20 protein-coding genes are annotated in these 19,724 nt (G+C 71.3%); 15 read left to right on the top strand and 5 right to left on the bottom strand.

Annotation, left to right across the window (positions count from 1 at the left end; all coding sequences use genetic code 11):
* The first annotated feature begins 24 nt into the window (after nt 1-24).
* From A5696_RS25475 to A5696_RS25460, 4 genes are all read left to right on the top strand, one after another.
* Nucleotides 25-729 carry an SDR family oxidoreductase gene (locus A5696_RS25475; RefSeq protein WP_067883799.1) on the top strand — a complete coding sequence of 235 codons (705 nt, stop codon included), beginning with the start codon at nt 25-27 and terminating at the stop codon, nt 727-729.
* Nucleotides 726-1,736, top strand: coding sequence for an S-adenosylmethionine:tRNA ribosyltransferase-isomerase (locus A5696_RS25470; RefSeq protein ID WP_067883797.1), 1,011 nt, complete (start codon nt 726-728; stop codon nt 1,734-1,736). Before A5696_RS25475 ends, A5696_RS25470 begins: the two co-directional genes overlap by 4 nt.
* A gap of 126 nt (nt 1,737-1,862) precedes the next feature.
* The gene (fadD4, locus tag A5696_RS25465) at nt 1,863-3,380 is read left to right on the top strand and encodes a fatty-acid--CoA ligase FadD4 (RefSeq protein WP_067883795.1); all 1,518 of its coding nucleotides are present in this window, start codon (nt 1,863-1,865) and stop codon (nt 3,378-3,380) included.
* Between the two features lie 3 nt (nt 3,381-3,383).
* Nucleotides 3,384-4,346 (top strand): enoyl-CoA hydratase/isomerase family protein, encoded by a 963-nt coding sequence (locus A5696_RS25460; RefSeq protein WP_067883794.1) that lies wholly within the window; start codon nt 3,384-3,386, stop codon nt 4,344-4,346.
* Here the strand turns inward: A5696_RS25460 and A5696_RS25455 are convergent.
* Nucleotides 4,343-4,750, bottom strand: a complete 408-nt coding sequence (locus A5696_RS25455; RefSeq protein ID WP_067883790.1) for a CD225/dispanin family protein — start codon at nt 4,748-4,750, stop codon at nt 4,343-4,345. The two genes, A5696_RS25460 and A5696_RS25455, sit on opposite strands and share 4 nt — an antisense overlap.
* A gap of 84 nt (nt 4,751-4,834) precedes the next feature.
* Nucleotides 4,835-5,980 carry an acyl-CoA dehydrogenase family protein gene (locus tag A5696_RS25450; protein ID WP_082956699.1) on the bottom strand — a complete coding sequence of 382 codons (1,146 nt, stop codon included), beginning with the start codon at nt 5,978-5,980 and terminating at the stop codon, nt 4,835-4,837.
* Nucleotides 5,981-6,010: 30 nt separating this feature from the next.
* On the opposite strand from A5696_RS25450, the gene A5696_RS25445 reads away from it, so the two are divergent.
* Genes A5696_RS25445 through A5696_RS25435 form a run of 3 tightly spaced genes read left to right on the top strand, consistent with a single transcriptional unit; the run spans nt 6,011 to nt 9,517 of the window.
* Nucleotides 6,011-7,006, top strand: a complete 996-nt coding sequence (locus A5696_RS25445) for a MaoC family dehydratase (protein ID WP_067883781.1) — start codon at nt 6,011-6,013, stop codon at nt 7,004-7,006.
* Nucleotides 7,007-7,028: 22 nt separating this feature from the next.
* On the top strand, nt 7,029-8,219 hold the full coding sequence (locus tag A5696_RS25440; protein ID WP_067883780.1) for a CoA transferase: 1,191 nt from the start codon (nt 7,029-7,031) through the stop codon (nt 8,217-8,219).
* The gene (locus A5696_RS25435; RefSeq protein ID WP_067883777.1) at nt 8,213-9,517 is read left to right on the top strand and encodes an amidohydrolase family protein; all 1,305 of its coding nucleotides are present in this window, start codon (nt 8,213-8,215) and stop codon (nt 9,515-9,517) included. Before A5696_RS25440 ends, A5696_RS25435 begins: the two co-directional genes overlap by 7 nt.
* Nucleotides 9,518-9,524: 7 nt before the next feature.
* Here the strand turns inward: A5696_RS25435 and A5696_RS25430 are convergent, their stop codons facing one another.
* Entirely contained in the window at nt 9,525-10,472 is a 948-nt protein-coding gene (locus A5696_RS25430; protein ID WP_067883775.1) for an alpha/beta hydrolase, read from the bottom strand.
* A gap of 201 nt (nt 10,473-10,673) precedes the next feature.
* Here A5696_RS25430 and A5696_RS25425 point away from each other — a divergent pair, with 201 nt between their 5' ends.
* The 8 genes from A5696_RS25425 (at nt 10,674) to A5696_RS25390 (ending at nt 18,671) form a co-directional block, all read left to right on the top strand.
* Complete coding sequence (locus A5696_RS25425; protein ID WP_067883773.1) at nt 10,674-11,327, top strand: class I SAM-dependent methyltransferase; 654 nt, start codon at nt 10,674-10,676, stop codon at nt 11,325-11,327.
* The gene (locus tag A5696_RS25420; RefSeq protein ID WP_067883770.1) at nt 11,324-12,622 is read left to right on the top strand and encodes a molybdopterin-dependent oxidoreductase; all 1,299 of its coding nucleotides are present in this window, start codon (nt 11,324-11,326) and stop codon (nt 12,620-12,622) included. Before A5696_RS25425 ends, A5696_RS25420 begins: the two co-directional genes overlap by 4 nt.
* A gap of 1 nt (nt 12,623) precedes the next feature.
* On the top strand, nt 12,624-13,154 hold the full coding sequence (locus tag A5696_RS25415) for a hypothetical protein (RefSeq protein WP_067883767.1): 531 nt from the start codon (nt 12,624-12,626) through the stop codon (nt 13,152-13,154).
* Between the two features lie 105 nt (nt 13,155-13,259).
* Nucleotides 13,260-14,462 carry an alpha/beta hydrolase gene (locus tag A5696_RS25410; RefSeq protein ID WP_067883764.1) on the top strand — a complete coding sequence of 401 codons (1,203 nt, stop codon included), beginning with the start codon at nt 13,260-13,262 and terminating at the stop codon, nt 14,460-14,462.
* 44 nt (nt 14,463-14,506) lie between these two features.
* Nucleotides 14,507-15,916, top strand: coding sequence for a wax ester/triacylglycerol synthase family O-acyltransferase (locus A5696_RS25405; protein WP_067883762.1), 1,410 nt, complete (start codon nt 14,507-14,509; stop codon nt 15,914-15,916).
* Nucleotides 15,917-16,024: 108 nt separating this feature from the next.
* Complete coding sequence (locus tag A5696_RS25400; RefSeq protein ID WP_067884214.1) at nt 16,025-16,816, top strand: crotonase/enoyl-CoA hydratase family protein; 792 nt, start codon at nt 16,025-16,027, stop codon at nt 16,814-16,816.
* Between the two features lie 68 nt (nt 16,817-16,884).
* Entirely contained in the window at nt 16,885-18,378 is a 1,494-nt protein-coding gene (locus tag A5696_RS25395; RefSeq protein WP_067883760.1) for a class I adenylate-forming enzyme family protein, read from the top strand.
* Nucleotides 18,375-18,671 carry a hypothetical protein gene (locus A5696_RS25390; RefSeq protein ID WP_067883758.1) on the top strand — a complete coding sequence of 99 codons (297 nt, stop codon included), beginning with the start codon at nt 18,375-18,377 and terminating at the stop codon, nt 18,669-18,671. Before A5696_RS25395 ends, A5696_RS25390 begins: the two co-directional genes overlap by 4 nt.
* A gap of 29 nt (nt 18,672-18,700) precedes the next feature.
* On the opposite strand, the gene A5696_RS25385 is transcribed toward A5696_RS25390, so the two are convergent.
* Nucleotides 18,701-19,336 (bottom strand): TetR/AcrR family transcriptional regulator, encoded by a 636-nt coding sequence (locus A5696_RS25385; RefSeq protein WP_369803395.1) that lies wholly within the window; start codon nt 19,334-19,336, stop codon nt 18,701-18,703.
* A complete protein-coding gene (locus tag A5696_RS28755; protein ID WP_255383006.1) occupies nt 19,333-19,464 on the bottom strand; it encodes a hypothetical protein in 132 nt (43 codons plus the stop codon). The genes A5696_RS25385 and A5696_RS28755 overlap by 4 nt, the downstream gene beginning before the upstream one ends.
* Nucleotides 19,465-19,724: the final 260 nt, after the last annotated feature.

Below are 19,724 nucleotides of genomic sequence, written 5' to 3'. Positions count from 1 at the left end.
TACTTCAACTATCAGTATGGCCGTATGACTCAAACTCATGTCGCCATCGTCACCGGCGCGTCCCGCGGGTTCGGCAAGGCGGTGAGCGCCGCGCTGCTCGACCGCGGGTGGGCCGTCGTCGCCGACGCGCGCCGCGCCGTCGACCTCAAAGCCGCTGCCGCCGAACTGAATTCGGACCGATTCATCCCGTTGCCGGGCGACGTCACCGACGCGTCGCACCGCGAAGTCCTGGTCGCCGCCGCGACCGGTGCCGGACCGCTTGGGCTGCTGGTGAACAACGCCAGCCGGCTGGGGCCCAGCCCGCAGCCGGCGCTCGCCGACTACTCGCCCGACGAGTTGCGGGCCGTGTACGAGGCGAACGTGTTCGCGCCGCTGGCCCTGATCCAGGCGGCGCTGCCCGCGCTCGCCGCCAACGCCGGGACCGTCATCAACGTCACGTCCGATGCGGCGGTCGAGCCATACCCGGGCTGGGGTGGGTACGGCTCGTCGAAGGCCGCGCTGGATCACCTGTCGGCCATCCTGGGTGCCGAGGTGCCGGTGGCGGTGTACGCCTTCGATCCGGGCGACATGCGGACCGAAATGCACCAGGCCGCGTTTCCCGGGGAGGACATCTCCGATCGCGCCGAGCCGGAAGCGAAAGTCCCGGCGTTGCTGCGCCTGCTGGACGCCCGGCCGCCCGCGGGCCGCTACCGCGCCGCCGATTCGGCGTTGTCCGGGGCGAGCTCATGACCGCGGCCATCGAGCCGCCGGAAGCGCGCGGCGTGGCCCGCGACGCCGTCAAGCTGCTGGTGGCCCGCCCCGGCCGGGTCACCCACGCGCGCTTCGCCGACCTCGGCGATCACCTGCAGCCGGGCGACCTGCTCGTGGTGAACAACTCGGCCACCCTGCCCGCGGCGGTCGACGGGCGCCGCGCCGGGCAGCCGATCGCCGTGCACTTCTCGACGGCGCGCGCCGAAAAGGCCTGGGTGGTGGAACTGCGGCCCGCGGCCGACGCGGCCGGCCACCTCACCGACGTCCGGCCCGGTGAACGCATCGACCTGCCCGGCGGCGCCGCGCTCGTCATCGGTTCGTCCTACCCCGAGCCCGAGGTCGACGGCGCGCGGTTGTGGGTGGCGCGGGTGATCCTGGAGGGGGAGGTGGGCTCGTACCTCGCCCGGCACGGCCGGGCGATCCGCTATGCGTACGTGCCGCGGCAATGGCCGTTGCGTTATTACCAGACCGTGTTCGCCCGCCACCCCGGCAGCGCCGAAATGCCCAGCGCGGCAAGGCCGTTCAGCACCGAACTGGTCACCGCTCTGGTCTCTGCCGGCATCGGGGTCGCACCGGTCACGCTGCACGCCGGCGTGTCGTCGGCCGAGGCCGGCGAGCCACCGACCCCCGAGCTGTTCGAGGTGCCGGCGCCCACCGCGCGGATGGTCAACTCGGTGCGTGCGGGCGGCGGCAGGGTGATCGCCGTCGGCACCACGGCCACCCGCGCGCTGGAGTCGGCCGCGACGGCCGACGCAGTGGTGCGGCCGGCCGTCGGCTGGACCGATCTCGTGCTCGGCCGCAACCGCCCCGCGCGGGTGGTCGACGGCCTGATCACCGGCTGGCACGACGCCGGCGCCTCGCACCTGTTGCTGCTGGAGGCCGTCGCCGGCCCGGACCTGGTCGCCCTGGCCTACCGGGAGGCCGCCGCCCACGGGTACCTGTGGCACGAGTTCGGCGACAGTGCCCTGCTCCTGCGGGACAGATAGGCCGAGCAGACACAAAAGCCCCCACACCTACGGCGTGTCGGGGGCTTTTGTGTCTGCTCGGCAGGTTGCGCGCGCCTCGACCCGCCACTTAACACCCGTCAACTTCGGCGGCGGTACAGTCCTCGCATGCAGATTCGCCCCCACGTCGGCGCCGGCAAACCCGCCGTCATCCTGTACCCGTCCGGCACGGTCGTCACCTTCGACGACCTGGAGGCGCGCGCCAATCGGCTGGCGCACCGATTCCGCCAGGCCGGGCTGCGCGAGGGGGACACCGTCGCGATCCTGATGGAGAACAACGAGCACATCCACGCGGTGATGTGGGCGGCCCGCCGCAGCGGCCTGTACTACGTGCCGATCAACACCCACCTCACCGCGGCCGAGGCCGCCTACATCGTCGACAACAGCAACGCCAAGGCCATCATCGGGTCGGCGGCGCTGCGCGACACCCTGGCGCAGCTGCGCGAACATCTGCCCAACGGCTTGCCGGAGCTGCTGATGATCGCCGACGGCGACCTGCCCGGCTGGGAGCGCTACCCGGAATGCGTTGCGCGCCAGCCCGATACGCCCATCGACGACGAGCTCGAGGGTGACCTGCTGCAGTATTCGTCGGGCACCACCGGCCGGCCCAAGGGGATCAAACGCGAACTGCCGCACGTCCCGCCCGCCGAGGCGCCCGGCATGATGTCGGCGCTGGTCGAGTTCTGGATGACGCCCGACTCGATCTACCTGAGCCCGGCCCCGCTGTACCACACGGCGCCGTCGGTGTGGTCGATGAGCGCGCAGGCCGGCGGCATCACGACGGTCGTGCTGGAGAAGTTCGACCCCGAGGGCACGCTGGACGCCATCCAGCGGCATCGGGTCACGCACGGCCAGTTCGTGCCGGCCATGTTCACCCGGATGCTGAAACTGCCCGCCGCCGTGCGAGATTCGTACGACCTGTCCAGCCTGCGGCGGGTGATGCACGCCGCCGCGCCGTGCCCGGTCGAGATCAAGAAGCAGATGATCGACTGGTGGGGACCGATCATCGACGAGTACTACGCGTCCTCCGAGGCCATCGGGTCGACGCTGATCAGCGCCGAGGAGTGGCTGGCGCACCCGGGTTCGGTGGGCAAGCCGATGGCATGCCAGATCCACATCCTCTCCGAGGACGGCACCGAGCTGCCGCCCGGCCAGCCGGGCGAGATCTACTTCGAGGGCGGGTATTCCTTCGAGTACCTCAACGACCCGACGAAAACCGCCGCCTCGCGCGACAGGCACGGGTGGGCCACCGTCGGCGACATCGGCTACCTCGACGACGAGGGCTACCTGTACCTGACGGATCGCCGCCACCACATGATCATCTCCGGCGGCGTGAACATCTACCCGCAGGAGACCGAGAACCTTCTGGTCACGCACCCGAAGGTGTTGGACGCGGCGGTGTTCGGCGTTCCCGACGACGAGATGGGACAGCGGGTGGTGGCGGCCGTGCAGACCGTCGACCCCGCCGACGCCACCGATCGGTTCGCCGACGAGCTGACCGCGTGGCTGCGAGACCGCTTGGCGCACTACAAATGCCCGCGGTCGATCGCCTTCGAGGAGCAGCTGCCGCGCACCGACACCGGGAAGCTCTACAAGAACGGGCTGATCGAGAAGTATTCGGTGTGACCCATGCTGCGGGTCGTCGACGTCGGTAGCGAGGGCGATGCGGACGCCGCTGCACCGCCCGGCGTGATCGTCGCCGTCGGCTCGGCCGCCGATATCGCGGCCGGCGAATCGTGGCTGCAGCAAGCGACTTTCACCCTGACCGAGGATCCCTGTGCCGATCGCCGGGCGGTCACCGTCGAGTCGGTGGCCGAAACCCTGGCCGAGCTGACGAGCCGCTGCCAGCGATGGCCGCACGCCAGCGCCGTGTGCGACGACGTGCTGCGCGCGGTCGACCCGGCGGCCCCGGCGCTGGCCGGGGTGGTGACCGAGTCGCTGGCCTACTCGACCCTGCAGGCCGGCCCGGAGTTCGCCCGCTGGCTACACGAACGCGGCCCGGCCGGCGCGCCCGGCCTCGTCGACCCGGTGCTGACCCGCCGCGACGGCGACACGCTGCGCATCACCTTCAACCGCCCGCAGCGGCACAACGCGTTCTCCACCGACGCGCGGGCCGCGCTGCTCGAGGCGCTGACCGTCGCGCTGCTGGACCCGTCGTTGACCGGGATCGTGTTGAGCGGCAACGGCCCGTCGTTTTGCAGCGGGGGAGACCTCGCGGAATTCGGGACCTTCGCCGACCCGGCGAGCGCGCACCTGGCCCGCACCCGGCACAGCCCCGCCCTGGCGCTCGAAGCGCTGACCGCCCGCCTCGGCCGGGCCTGCCGGGCCGAGGTGCACGGCCGGGTGGTGGGCAGCGGTTTGGAGATGGCGGCGTTCTGCGGATGGGTTGAGGCGCACGAGGATTCGCTGTTCGGGCTGCCAGAATTGGGCCTCGGCCTGATCCCCGGTGCCGGCGGAACCGTCAGCGTCACCCGCCGGATCGGGCGGTGGCGCACGGCGTATCTGGTGCTGTCCGGGCGCACGATCGATGCCGGTACCGCGCGCGGGTGGGGGCTGGTGGACGCGACTTTCGCCGGCGCCCAAGGGCGTTAGAAGCCGGAGAACGTCGTGGTGGTCGTGGACGGGATGGACGAGACCACCGCCGCGATGAACGCGAACCACAGAATGACCCCGATGACGGACGCCGCCACACCCACCACCGCGCCGATGATGGCCCACTTCTTGGCGTTTTCGGCCGAGGCCTGTGCCTCGGCATACCGTCCCTGCGCCCACAGCCCGGAGACCTTCGTGGAGTACACCAGCGAGACGATCCCGAACGGGAGGCAGCAGAAGACCGTGACCAGGATGGCCCAGACGAGGTAGTTGTCCGGCTCGCGCTGCCCCGGCCAGCCCGGCTGCGGGGCCGGGTAACCGGGCGGCGGCTGGCCCTGCCAATACGGTTGCGGTTGGCCCTGCCATTCCGGGGAACCTTCGTACGGCCCAGGGGGATAACTCATGGCAGCCGCCTCCCTCTGGCTTTGCCGGTGCGAGAAGTCCCGCAAATATACAGCAGGCGCCGAGCGCGATCCGGGAGATTCGCCTCAGATCCCGCCCCGGGCGACCAGTTGGGCGGCGATCACGTTGCGCTGGATCTCGTTGGTGCCTTCGCCGACGATCATCAGTGGCGCGTCGCGGAAGTAGCGCTCGACGTCGTATTCGGTGGAATAGCCGTAGCCGCCGTGGATGCGGACGGCGTTCAGCGCGATCTCCATCGCGGCCTCGGAGGCGAACAGCTTGGCCATCCCGGCCTCCATGTCGCAGCGTTCGCCGCTGTCGTAGCGCTCGGCGGCGAAGCGCGTGAGCTGACGGGCCGCGGTGAGCTTGGTCGCCATGTCGGCCAGGTAATTACCGACCGACTGGTGTTTCCAGATCGGCCGCCCGAAGCTCTCCCGCTGCTGGGCGTAGGCCAGCGCGTCCTCGAGCGCGGCCGTCGCCACCCCCAGCGCCCGCGCGGCCACCTGGATGCGACCCGTCTCCAGCCCCTTCATCATCTGCGCGAAGCCCTCGCCCGGCCGGCCGCCCAGGACCGCGGCCTGGGGCGCGCGGAAGTCGTCGAACGACAGCTCACACGACTCGACGCCCTTGTAGCCGAGCTTGGGCAGGTCCCGCGACACCGTCAGCCCGGGCCCGTGCTGCACGAGCACGATCGAGATGCCCTGGTGCCGCGGCGTGGCGTCGGGGTCGGTCTTGCACAGCAGCGCGATCAGGCCGGAGCGGCGGGCGTTGCTGATCCAGGTCTTGGCACCGTTGATCCGCAACCCGCCTGAGCCGTCTGGCAGCGCCGTCGTCGTCATGTTCTGCAGGTCCGAACCGCCGCCCGGCTCGGTCAGCGCCATCGTGGCGCGAAGGTCGCCGGTGGCCATCGGCGGGAGGTACGCGCGCTTCTGCTCCTCGGTGCCGAACAGCGTCAGCAGCTTGGCCACCACGGTGTGCCCGCCCATCGCGCCGGCCAGGCTCATCCAGCCCCGTGCCAGCTCCTCGGTGACGCGCACATAACACGGCATCGACACCGGCGACCCGCCGTACTCCTCCGGAATGGCCAGGCCGTAGATGCCGATCCGCTTCATCTGCTCGATCCACGCCTCGGGGTAGGCGTTGGCGTGCTCGACCTCGCGGACGCCGGGTTTGACGTCGCGGTCGACGAACGCCCGCACCGTGGCGACCAGCATGTCCTCTTCGTCGTTCAGCTCTGTTCTCACGTGTGCCATATTGGCCCGGTGACTTATGCGCGTGTGCGGGAGGGCGGCCCGTACTTCGACGATCTCTCGGTGGGCCAGGTCTTCGACTGGGCGCCGGCGATGACGCTGTCCTCGGGACTGGCCGCCGCCCACCAGGCGATCCTGGGGGATCGGCTGCGACTGGCGCTGGACGCGGTGCTGTGCACCGCGGTGACGGGCGAGCCGGGGCCGCTGGCCCACCCGGGGCTGGTCTGCGACGTGGCGATCGGGCAGTCGACGCTGGTGACCCAGCGGGTGAAAGCCAATTTGTTCTATCGGGGGCTGACCTTTCACCGCTTCCCGGTCGTCGGCGACACCATCTACACGCGCACCGAAGTCGTTGGGCTGCGGGCGAATTCGCCCAAGCCGGGCCGGGCGCCGACGGGGCTGGCCGCGCTGCGGATGATCACCATCGACCAGGCCGACCGGCTGGTCCTCGACTTCTACCGGTGCGCCATGCTGCCGGCCGGCCCGGACTTCGATCCCGAGCGCGCCCCCGCCGACGATCTGTCGGCCGTCGGCGCCGGTGTTCCCGGCCCGGCCCACGATCCGACGGCGCATTGGGACGCCGAGGTGTTCCGCACCAAGGTGCCGGGCCCGCATTTGCCCGCCGGCCTGGCGGGCGCGGTGCTGCGCAGCACCGGTGACGTGGTCAGCGGCGCAACGGAACTCGCCAGGCTTACCCTCAATATCGCCGCCACACACCACGATTCGCGCGTCGGCGGGCAACGGCTGGTGTACGGCGGGCACACCATCGGGCTGGCGCTGGCCCAGGCCAGCAGGTTGCTGCCCAACCTGGTGACGGTGTTGGGCTGGGAGTCCTGCGACCACACCGGTCCGGTGCACGAGGGCGACACCCTGTACAGCGAACTGCACGTCGAGACCGCCCGGCCGACCGAGCGCGGGGCGGTGCTGGGGCTGCGGTCGCTGGTCTACGCGGTGGGCGATCCCGACCGCCCGGTGTTGGACTGGCGATACAGCGCGCTGCATTTCTAGTTCGCCCCACGCGCACAATGGGATGGTGACGACGTCGACCGGGTGGGGCAGCAGCGGGCTGGCCTACCTGACGGGCATGCCGGACGGGCCGCCCGACTTCTCCCGCGCCAACGTGCTGGCCCGCGCCGAGGACGTGGCCGCGGCCGTCGGCCGCCGGTTGGGCATCGCCGTCGACGCGGCGGCCCTGCTGGCCGGGCGCGCCGCGCTGCTCGGGCTGACCCGCGCGGGCCGGGTGTCGGCCGGCGGCGCCACCCGGTTGCTCGCCGCGGCCGACGGGTGGTGTGCGATCACGCTGGCGCGCCCCGACGACGTCGCCGCCGTGCCCGCGCTGCTGGCGGTTGACGAGGCGCCCGCCGATCCGTGGCCGGCGCTGCGGCGCTGGGCCGCAACGCATCCGGCGGGCGCGATCGTCGAGCGTGCGCGCCTGCTCGACCTCCCGGTCGCCTGCCTCGGCGAGGCCGCGCCCGGCCCGCCGCGGATGAGCCGGATCGGTGCCCCGGCAACGCCGCGCGAGCCGGCCGGCCTGCTGGTGGCCGACCTGTCTTCGATGTGGGCCGGCCCGCTGTGCGGGCGGCTGCTGGCGCGTGGCGGGGCCACCGTCGTCAAGGTGGAAAGCCCGCGCCGCCCCGACGGCACCCGAGCGGGCAGCCGCGCCTTCTACGACTGGATGAACGCCGAAAAGCTGTCCTACTGCGTGGATTTCGACGCCCAGACCGACGAGCTGCACGAGCTGCTCGCGGTGGCCGACGTCGTGATCGAGGGCTCGCGCCCCGCGGCGCTCGCGCGGCGCGGGCTGGGACCGGACCACGTGGCGCCGCGCGCGGGCCGAATCTGGTTGCGGATCACCGGATATGACGATCCCAGGCCGGCGTTCGGGGACGACGCCGCGGTGGGTGGCGGCCTGGTGGGCACCGCCCGCCCGGGTTTCCAAGGGCCGGTGTTCTGCGGCGACGCCATCGCCGATCCGCTGACGGGCCTGGAGGCGACGCTGGCGGTCGCCGAATCGCTGGGCCGCGGCGGCGGCGAGCTGATCCACGCGTCGATGGCCGCAGTGGCCGCGAGCTACGCTGCGCTGCCCACCGCCGCATCGGAAGCGCCGCACCCGGCCCCGCCGCCGCGGGCGCCCGCGACCCTCGGTCGGGCGGCCGGGCTCGGCGCCGACAACGAGGCTGTCCGCCGGTTGGTCGCCGAAAGGCGTTGCCTGTCATGCTGATTCACCGGGGCACCCTGCTGGACGGCAGAACCGTCGACATCCGGGTCGGCGCGCAGATCGAGGAGATGGGCGAGGGCCTCGCGGCGCGCAAGGGCGAGGGCGTGCTCTACGCCGGCGGCGGAACCGTGCTGCCCGGCCTGCACGACCACCACGTGCACGTGCGGTCGGCGGCGTCGGCGCTGGACTCCTTCCTGGTCGGGCCACCCGGAGTCACCACCAAAGAGCAACTGACGCAGCTGCTCTCGAACGCCACCCCCGGGCCCGACGGATGGATCCGCGCCGTCGGCTACCACGAGTCGGTCGCCGGGGAGCTGGACCGGGCGGCCCTGGATGCGCTCGTGCGCGACGTCCCCGTGCGCATCCAGCACCGCAGCGGGGCGCTGTGGATGCTCAACTCCGAGGCGCTGGGCCGGGTCGGCCTGCCCGAACACCCCGACGGCCGGCTGCGCAGCGCCGACCGCGGCTGGTCGGACGCGCTGGCGCAGCGCGAAACCGACCTTGCCGAACTTTCCCGCCGCATCACCGCGACCGGCGTCACCGGCGTCACCGACGCCACCCCCGACCTCGCCGCCGACGACATGGTCGCGCTGCTGGTGTCGCACCGGCGCGGTGAGTTCCGGCCCCGTCCGAGCTTCCTGTCCCCGGGTAAGAAGATCCTGCAGGACGACCGCCTCGACCTGGACGCCCTGACGGCCTGGGTCGCCGCACAGCACGGCGACGACCGGCCGGTCGCCGTGCACTGCGTGACCGCCGCCCAATTGGTGGTCACCATCGCGGCCCTGCGGGCGGCCGGCAGCCACCCGCGGGACCGCATCGAACACGCCGCCGTCGTGCCCGACGAGAACTTGGCGGATCTCGCCGAACTCGGGGTCACCGTGGTGACCCAGCCCAACTTCGTCGCCGAGCGCGGCGACCACTACCTCGCCGACGTCCCCGCCGCCGAGCACCCTCAGCTGTGGCGGGTCGCCTCCCTGCTGGACGCGCGGGTGCCGGTGGCGCTGTCGACCGACATGCCGTTCGGTCACGGCGACCCGTGGACGGCGATGCGCGCCGCGGTGTACCGCACCACGCCCGGCGGCGCCGTCCTCAACCCGAATGAATGTGTCTCGGCGCTAACGGCTTTGACGATGTTTCTGGGCCGGCCGGATCAGCCGGGGCGGGCGCGGACCGTGGACACCGGGCAGGCGGGCGACCTGTGCGTGCTGACCGAGCCGCCGGCCACGGTGCTGGCCGAGCTGGACGCCGGCATGGTGGCGGCCACCGTCATCGGCGGGGAGCTCGTGTACTTCGCGATGTGACCCGCGCTCAGGCGGCCTGGCCGAGCGCGGCGCGCAGGCTGTCGCACTGGCTGTCGAAAAAGCGCCGCGACACCGCGGCTTTGCGGGCCACCGCGTCGAAGCCGTGGAAGGCGCCCGGCACCACCTCGACGTGGCACGGCACGCCCGCGTCGATCAGGCGCCGGGCGTAAGCCAGGTCCTCGTCGTGGAACAGGTCGTGCGTCCCGACGCCGATCCACGCCGGCGGCAGTCCGCTCAGGTCTTCGCGGCGCGCCGGCACCGCGACCCGCGGGTCGGCGCCGCCCAGATAGGCCTGCCAGCCGAAGTGGTTGCTGCGCGTGCTCCACAGCCGATGGTGCGGGCTCGCCGCGGCGGCCGAGCTCCGGTCGTCCAGCATCGGGTACACCAACAGCTGCAATACCGGACTGACCTCGCCGCGGTCCCTCGCCAGCAGCGCCAGCGCCGCCGCCAGGCCGCCCCCGGCGCTGCCGCCGGCGATCGCCACCCGGTTGCGGTCCACCGCCGGCAGGTCGGCCAGCCAGGTGAGCGCCGAATAGCAGTCCTCCAGCGGCGCGGGATACGGATGTTCGGGCGCCAGGCGGTATTCCACCGACGCGACGGTCATGCCCAACCTCGAGCTGAACCGCCGGCACAGCCAGTCGTCCTGCTGGGCGGTGCCCATCACGTATCCGCCGCCGTGGATCCATACCAGCCCCGGGGTCGGCGCGGCCACCCCGACCGGGCGGAAGAGCCGGACACCGGCCCCCGACGCCAGGGTGATCACCTCGACGTCGGACGCGCCGGGTTTGCCCCGGCGCCCCGTCACGGCGCTCAGGGACCGCAGCACCGGCAGGGTGCGGGGCCCGATCAGGTGCCGCGGGACGATGCGGGCGAACAGGCGCAGGTCGGGGTGAACGTCGTTGTGTTGAGCGTCGCTGTCGTGAACGTCATCGTTCGGCACCGATCCAGTATCCATCCGGGCTTGTTCCGGCACCGAATAACTCCCGTGAACCGCTGGGTTAGCCAAGCGAAGATCGGGGTAGGAATCCCGTTGATCGAAATGCCGGCGCACCCCGTGTCCATCAGCGTGCCGGCGAAGCGGGTTCGCGTACACACCCCCCACCGGGGCAGAGGCGCGTCCGGGCCGCCCGGCCGTGCACGATGCGAGAGGCATGACATGCTGGGGCATCTCTACGATCGGGCGCTCGGTGGCGAGAGGTGTTGGGTCCGGCACGAGGACGGCGAGGTTCGCCCGCTGCCGGCGCACCGCTGGCTGGGCGACCGATGCCCGGACAACGTGCCGCGCGACGCCGTCGACGACGTGTTCGACGAAGCCGTGACGCAGATGTGCGCCGGCCCGACGATCGAGCTGGGTTGCGGGCCCGGCCGGTTGGTTGCCAGGCTGATCCGCCGCGGGGTGCCCGCCCTGGGCATCGACCGGTCCGCCACCGCGATCCGCCTGGCCGGGCGCGGCGGCGCGCCCGCGATACTCGGCGATGTTTTCGAGCCGCTGCCCGGAACGGGTCGCTGGCAGACGGTTCTGCTGGTCGACGGCAACGTCGGCCTCGGCGGCGATCCGCGCCGGATCCTGGCCCGCGCCGCCGAGCTGCTGGGTCGCGGCGGGCGGTGCATCGCCGAGTTCGAGACCGAGGCCATCGGCATCCGTCCGCGCTGGGTGCGGCTGGAGACGGCCGGTGACGTCGGGCCCTGGTTCCGGTGGGCGTCGGTCGGCGTGGACAGCGCCGCCACCCTGGCCGCACAGGTGGGGCTGACGCTGACCGGCGTCCGGCTGATCGGCGGGCGGGTCGTCGCGAGCCTGGCCGCCCTGTGAGCGACTACGGGTACCCCGCCCGGCTGTGGCGTGCGCTCGACGGGCACCCCCCGCCGGGCGTGCGGCGGCTGAACCGCTTGCCCCTCCAGTTTCGAAGCCCCCTGCGCGGTCCGTGGCTGACCTCGGTGTTCGGGCTGGTGCTGCTCGTCGCGCTGCCGATCGTCATCGTCACGGGGCTGCTGTCCTACATCGCCTACGGACCGCAACTGGGACAGGCCATCCCGTCGGACATCGGCTGGCTGCGGCTGCCGGCCTTCGCCTGGCCGACCCGCCCGTCGTGGTTGTACCGGCTGACCCAGGGCCTGCACGTGGGGCTGGGCCTGGTGATCATCCCGGTCGTGCTGGCAAAGCTGTGGTCGGTGATCCCGAAACTGTTCGTGTGGCCGCCGGCGCGCTCCCTCGCGCAGGTGCTGGAGCGGTTGTCGTTGCTGATGCTGGTCGGTGGCGTGCTGTTCGAGATCGTCACCGGGGTGCTGAACATCCAGTACGACTACATCTTCGGGTTCAGCTTCTACGACGCCCACTATTTCGGGGCCTGGGTCATGATCGCGGGCTTCCTGATGCACATCGCGCTCAAGATTCCGCGCATGCTCACCGGGCTGCGGTCGATGCCGCTGCGAGAGGTGTTGCGCACCAACCGAACCGATACCCGCCCGGAACCGCCCGACCCCGACGGGCTGGTCTCGGCGGATCCGGCGGAGCCGACGATGAGCCGGCGCGGCGCCCTGGCGCTGGTCGGCTCCGGCGCCCTGCTCGTCGCCGTGCTGACGGCCGGCCAGACGCTGGGCGGCGCCTCCCGCCGGGCGGCCCTGCTGCTGCCGCGCGGCCGCGGTGACTTCCCGGTCAACAAGACCGCTTCCGCCGCGGGGATCGCGCCCGAAAGCGTCGGCGCGAGTTGGCGATTGACGCTGCGCGGCGGCCCCTCGGAGGTGGTGCTGGACCGGGCCACGCTGGCCGGCCTGCCCCAACATGGGGCGCGGCTGCCGATCGCCTGTGTCGAGGGATGGTCGACGGTGCAGTCCTGGAGTGGGGTCCGGCTGGCCGAACTGGCCCGGCTGGCCGGGGTGCCCGCGCCCCGCGCGGCCCGCGTCACGTCACTGCAGCGGGGCGGAGCCTTCGGCGCGGCGACGTTGCAGGCCAACCAGATCGGCGATCCGGACGCCGTGCTGGCGCTGCGGGTCAACGGCGCCGACCTGTCGCTGGATCACGGCTATCCGGCCAGGATCGTCGTTCCCGCGCTGCCCGGCGTGCACAATACCAAATGGGTCACCGCCATCGAATTCAAACCGAACTGAAATGTCCGGGCTGTCAACGCGTTTCGCGGCCGCCTACGGCGCGCACCCGCTGCATCTGCTGACCATGCTGTCCGGCTTCGCGCTGCTGGGCTACGTTCTGGCCACCTTCCGGCCGGTGACGCTGTGGAATTCGGGCACCTGGTGGCAGTCGATCGCCGTCTGGCTGGCCGCCGCGGTGATCGCCCACGACCTGCTGCTCTTTCCGCTCTACGCGCTGGCCGACCGGCTGCTGTGGCAGCGCGCCGCCCGGTCGAGCCCTCCAAAAGTCTGCGCGCGCAACCACATTCGGGTCCCCGCCCTCGGCGCCGGGCTGACGCTGCTGATCTTTCTCCCGGGCATCATCCAGCAGGGCGCGCCCACCTACCAGGCGGCCACCGGGCAGACCCAGCAGCCGTTTCTGGGCAGGTGGCTGCTGCTCACCGCGGCGATGTTCGCGGCGAGCGCGCTGTGCTACGCCGCGCGACTCGCCGGGCTGCGTTTTCGGGCCGCCGGCGCCCAGCGCGGCGAACCGCCAAATCGGTCTGAGCAGTAAGCCGGCGCGGCCTGGCTAATCGCGGGCGCAGCCGTTCGCCGGCGCCGAAAGGAAGCTTTACGCAATCGTCAGTTTCGCCGGTCCGCGCGGGGGTACAGTCCGTACATGACTGCGAGGGGACCCCGCATGACACCCTGCGTGAAGTGGTTGCTGCGGGCGGGACCCGCGGACTACATGCTGGCCCTGAGCGATATCGGCGCTTCTCTGCCGGTCGTCGGCAAGCACCTCGAGCCCCTGGGCGGGCTCACGGCGATGGGCATCTGGGGCGCCCGCCACGCACCCGACTACTTCTCGGGGATGAGCATGCGTCGCCCGGCGCCCCGCGACGAGAGCCCCCGGCCGGGCCGCGAGAGCATCCAGGAGGTGTCCGTCGCGGCCCTGCGGGGGATCGTCTCGGCCGCCGACCTCGAACTCGAATGGCCCGTCGCGGAGCGGACGCCACCGATCTGGGACGCGATGCGCCGGCGCCGCTACCTGTACCGTCGCGGCGTCCACTACGGGAACAGCCCCGCGCAGGTGCTCGACGTCTGGCGCCGCAAGGACCTGCCCGCGCAACCCGCACCCGTCCTGATCTTCGTTCCGGGTGGCGCGTGGGTGCACGGCAGGTGCATGGGCCAGGGCTCCGCGCTGATGTCGCGGCTGGCCGAACAGGGGTGGGTCTGCCTGGCGATCGACTACCGCGTCGCGCCGCACCACCGCTGGCCTCGGCACATCACCGACGTCAAGACCGCCATCGCGTGGGCGCGCGCCAACGTCGACAAGTTCGGCGGCGACCGCGATTTCGTTGCGGTGGCGGGCTGTTCGGCCGGCGGCCACCTGTCCGCGCTGGCCGGGCTGGCCCCCGACGACCCCGCGCACCGGGCCGAGCTGCCCGAGGGCGCCGACAGCTCGGTGGATGCGGTGGTCGGGATCTACGGCCGTTACGACTGGGAGGACCGTTCCACTCCCGAACGCGCCCGGTTCGTCGACTTCCTGGAACGCGTGGTGGTCAGGAAGTCGATCGCCCGGCACCCCGAGGTGTTCCGCGACGCCTCACCGATCGCGCGCGTGCATCGAAATGCGCCGCCGTTCTTGGTGATTCACGGCAGCCGGGACAGCATCATCCCGGTCGAGCAGGCCCGCAGCTTCGTCGAGCGGCTGCGCGCCGTCTCGCATTCCATGGTCGGCTACCTGGAGCTGCCCGGCGCCGGTCACGGGTACGACCTCATCGACGGGGAGCGGGCCGGTGCGGCGGCGCACGCCGCATCGCTGTTCCTCAACCACGTCTACCGCACCAAAACACGGATCGGCGCGAAAGAGGTTATCTGAGCTCCCGCCGCTGGGTAATGTCCCCCTATGGGTAAGGGGCACCGGTGAAGAGGCTCAGCGGCTGGGACGCGGTACTGCTGTACAGCGAGACGCCGAACGTGCACATGCACACCATCAAAGCCGCGGTGATCGAACTCGCGCCGGACCGACGCGACTTCGACATCGACGCCTTCCGCCAGGTGATCGGCGGTCGGCTGAACAAGCTCGAGCCGTTCTGCTACCAGCTCGTCGAGGTCCCGTTCAAGTTCCACCATCCGATGTGGCGGGAGAACTGCGAGGTCGACCTCGACTACCACATCCGCCCGTGGCAGCTGCCCGCGCCCGGCGGCCGCCGGGAGTTGGACGAGGCGATCGGGCGGATCGCCAGCACCCCGCTGGACCGCACACGCCCGCTGTGGGAGATGTACTTCATCGAGGGGCTGGCCAACCACCGCATCGCGGTCGTCGGCAAGATCCACCACGCGCTCGCGGACGGGGTCGCCTCGGCGAACCTGATGGCGCGCGGCATGGACCTGCAGCCCGGGCCCGAGGGTCGGCCGTACCACTCGGATCCGGCCCCGACCGCGCGGCAGCTGATGAGTTCGGCCTTCGCCGATCACCTCCGTCACCTCGGGCGCATCCCGCACACGGTCCGCTATACCGCCGAGGGCCTGGGCCGGGTGCGCCGCAGCTCGCGCAAGCTGTCACCGGAACTGACCCGGCCGTTCGAGCCGCCGCCGACCTTCATCAACCACAAGATCACGCCCGAGCGCCGGTTCGCCACCGCCACCCTCGCGCTTGCCGACGTCAAGGAGACCGGCAAGCGGTTGGGGGCGACGATCAACGACATGGTCCTCGCCATGTCGGCCGGCGCGCTGCGCACGTTGCTGCTGCGCTACGACGGCAAGGCCGAACCCCTGCTGGCGTCGGTGCCGATGAGTTTCGACTTCTCGCCCGAGCGGATTTCCGGGAACCGCTTCACCGGGGTGCTGGTGGGCCTGCCGACCGACTCCGACGACCCGCTGGAGCGGGTGCAGTGCAGCCACGAGAACGCGATCGCCGCCAAGGAAAGCAACCAGCTGATGGGGCCGGAGCTGGTCAGCCGGTGGGCGGCCTACATGCCGCCCGCGCCCACCCACGCGTTCTTCCGGTGGGCGTCCGGGCGCGACGGGCACAACAAGATCCTGAACCTGAACATCTCGAATGTGCCCGGCCCGCGCGAGCGGGGCCGGGTCGGCGGCGCGCTGGTCACCGAGATCTACTCCGTCGGCCCGCTGACCGCCGGCAGCGGCCTGAACATCACCGTGTGGAGCTACGTCGACCAGATCAACATCTCGGTGCTGTCCGACGGCGCCACGCTGAAGGACCCGCACGAGGTGACGGAGGCCATGGTCGCCGACTTCATCGAGATACGCAGGGCCGCAGGGCTTTCCGAAGAGCTGACGGTCGTCGAGGCGGCGATGGCGCCGGCCTGAGACCCGCCCCGGAAACCGGGCTCTCGCCTGGTGCCAATGCCATTTCCGCCGACCGCTACCATCGGTCGGATAAGCAGCCACCCCTACCCGAAGGAGCTGTGCGGCACCGTGAGCACCGGCAACGAAGCGGCCACCGATTCCGAACCCGAGGTCCTGGTCGAACAACGGGATCGGATCCTGATCATCACCATCAACCGTCCGAAGGCCAAGAACGCGGTCAACGCCGCGGTGAGCAGGGGCCTGGCCGACGCCGTGGATCGGCTCGACGGCGACACCGGCCTGTCCGTCGGGATCCTGACGGGCGCGGGCGGCTCGTTCTGCGCCGGAATGGATCTCAAGGCGTTCGCGCGGGGCGAGGTGCCCATCGTCGAGGGCCGCGGCATGGGCTTCACCGAGCGGCCGCCCGTCAAGCCGCTCATCGCGGCCGTGGAGGGCTTCGCGCTGGCCGGCGGGACGGAGCTGGCGCTGGCCACCGACCTGATCGTGGCGTCCACCGACGCGGCCTTCGGGATACCCGAGGTCAAGCGGGGCCTGGTGGCCGGTGGCGGCGGCTTGCTACGGCTGCCCCAGCGCATCCCGTCGGCCATCGCGATGGAGCTGGCGCTCACCGGTGACAACCTTTCCGCCGAGCGCGCCCACGAACTGGGCATGGTCAACGTCCTGGCCGAGCCGGGCAAGGCGCTGGACGCCGCGATCGCGCTGGCCGAGAAGATCGCGGCGAACGGCCCGCTGGCGGTCGCGGCCACCAAGCGGATCATCGTCGAGTCCCGCGGCTGGACCCCGGAGTCGATGTGGGCGGAGCAGAACAAGATCCTGGCGCCGGTGTTCGTGTCGAACGACGCGAAAGAGGGTGCGATCGCCTTCGCGGAAAAGCGCCCGCCGCGGTGGACGGGCACGTGATCGGCCGGCCGGACGGGTTACACTGTGACTAATATTTGTAACGTCGTGGGGATCCGGAAAGACCGAGGATGAGCATTTCGCTGCTGCTGGAGATGGCCGCGTCGGGCAACCCCGGGCGCACGGCGCTCGTCGACGGGGACACCCGGCTGACGACGCAGCAGCTCAGCGACCTCGCCGACGGGGGCGCCGGTGTCATCGCGGCGTCCGCGGCCAAGCACGTGGCGTACGTGGGGGTCGGCGGCGCCATGCTGCCGCTGCTGATCTTCGCGAGCGCGCGCGCCGGGGTGGCCTTCACCCCGCTCAATTACCGGCTGTCCGCCGACGGGATCCGGGCGCTGATCGAGCGGCTGCCCGAGCCGCTCGTGGTCGTCGACGCCCGCTACCGGGACATGGTCTCCGACGCGTCGGGCCGGGTGATGGCGTCCGATGAGTTCCTGGCGGCGGCCGGTGCCGCCGAGCCCGCGGCCGAATTTCCCGACCCGGAGTCGGTGGCGGTCGTGCTGTTCACGTCGGGCACGACGTCGCAGCCCAAGGCCGTCGAGCTGTCGCACAACAACCTCACCAGCTACGTCACCGGGACGGTCGAGTTCGAGTCGGCCGCCCCCACCGACGCCGCGCTGATCTGCGTGCCGCCCTACCACATCGCCGGGGTCGGCGCGGCCCTGTCGAACCTGTACGCCGGCCGAAAGATGGTGTATCTGCCCAACTTTGACGCCGACGAATGGGTGCGGCTGATCAACGACGAGCAGGTGACCACCGCGACGGTGGTGCCGACCATGCTCGACCGCATCGTCACCGCGCTGGAGGCCGGCGGTCACCGGCTGCCGTCGTTGCGCAACCTGGCCTACGGCGGCTCGAAGGTGGGCTTGCCGCTGGTGCGCCGGGCGCTCGAACTGCTGCCGCACGTCGGCTTCGTCAACGCCTACGGCCTGACCGAGACCAGCTCGACGATCGCGGTGCTCGGCCCGGACGACCACCGCGAGGCGCACGCCGCGAGGGTTCCGCACGCGGCCAGGCGGTTGGGATCGGTCGGCCGGCCGGTGCCCGGCATCGAGGTGCAGATCCGCGACGAGGACGGCAGGGTGCTCGGGCCCGGCGAAACCGGTGAGCTGTTCGTGCGCGGCGAGCAGGTGTCCGGCCGCTACACCGGGATCGGCTCCGTGCTCGACGAGGACGGCTGGTTCCCGACCCGCGACATCGCCCTGCTCGACGAGGACGGCTACCTGTTCATCGGTGGCCGCAGCGACGACACCATCATCCGCGGCGGGGAGAACATCGCGCCGGCCGAGCTCGAGGAGGTGCTCATCGAGCACTCCCACGTGCACGACGTCGCGGTGGTCGGCGTCGACGACCCGCAGTGGGGCCAGGCGATCGTCGCCGTGGTGGTGCCCGCCGCGGGCATCGACCCCGACCCGGAGGAACTCCGCGAGCACGTGCGCAAGAACTTGCGGGGGTCGCGAACCCCCGACCGGGTGGTGTTCGCCGACGAACTGCCGACCACGCCCACCGGCAAGGTGCTGCGCCGCGAGATAGTCGAACAGCTGGAAGGACTGCACACATGATCAAAAACGGAACCCGCCTCGCCAGCCAGGTGTGTGACACCCAGGTCATCGTGGTCCGAAGCGCCGACAGCCTCGACGACCTGCGCTGCGGCGGCGCGCCGATGGTGCCGATCGGCGGCGAACGGTCCGGCGAGCTCGACCCGAACTTCGCCGACGGCACCGTGATGGGCAAGCGCTACGTCGACGAGACCGGTGCCGAGGTGCTGGTGACCAAGCCGGGCGCCGGCAGCCTGAGCGTCGGTGCGACCGCGCTGCAGCTCAAGGAGGTCAAGCCGCTGCCGGCCAGCGACTGACGGCGCTCAGCGCCCGGCGGGGCGGTGGACTACTGCCCGATCTTGTTGCGAATGACGAATTCCCTCGCCTTGATCAGGAATTCGAGTTGGTCGCCCACCTGGTGCAGCGGGCCGGTGCTGCGGGTCGAGCGGGACAGCACGACGGCGCCCTCGAGCGCGGCGATGGACATGACCGCCAGCGACGCGGCGTCGGCGTCCGCGAAGCCGTCGTTGCCGAACGCCCGCGTCAGTGCGGTACACCAACGGCCGAGGATCGCGCCGGCCTCGGCGGACAGCTTGAGCTCGGCGTCGTCGGAGCCGATCGCCGCGGCGACCACGGCACAGCCGGCGGCGAAGTCGCTCTCGGTCAAAAGACGCTCCCAGAACTCGACGAACTCGCGCAGCAGGGCCTTGGCGCCCCAGCCGGCGGCGTCGTCGATCATGGCGGTGACGGAGTCGCCCGAGTAGCGCAGCGCCTCGGCCAGAATCTGATTGCGTCCGTCGGGGAAGTGGTAGTACACCGAGCCGCGCGGCGCGCCGCTGCGGGCGAGCACCTCATCGATGGTCACCCCGGCGGCCCCGCGCTCGCGCATCACCTCGGCGGCGCTGACCAACATCTTTTTGCGGGTGTCGCAGCGCTTGGTCGGCGTGGACTCCGCCTTCGCGTCGGTGGAAGCCGGCATCATGCAGCGTGCGAATGCCGCGGTACCGGCCAGTGCATGTTACGCGGGCCGAAGCGGAAGGAGCGGCGCTTGAAGTCGGGCATTTCGCGCGTGAACCGGTAGCCGGCGACGTTGAGTTCGATGATCCACATTGTTTTTCTCCCGGCCTGAGCGCGGCCCTAGATTATGCTGAGAAGCATATAAGACATCGGTCAAGTAAGCAAGTTTTACTCCCTAAGTAAGTCCAGCAGCACGGCAAACGTCGTGTGGCCGCCGTCACAATACTTTTTGACGCGAACGTCACTCGGGGCAAATCTATGCTCTGATGCATAATCCCGAGGCGTGAGATGCGTGAGATGCGCAGCGTCACCGCCAGCGTGCGGCCGGCCGCACACCGGGCGCATCCACTGCG

Origin of the sequence: Mycobacterium sp. E2699, assembly GCF_001666745.1 — a bacterium.
Lineage (GTDB): Bacteria > Actinomycetota > Actinomycetes > Mycobacteriales > Mycobacteriaceae > Mycobacterium.
This window is presented reverse-complemented; position numbering and strand designations above follow the sequence as displayed.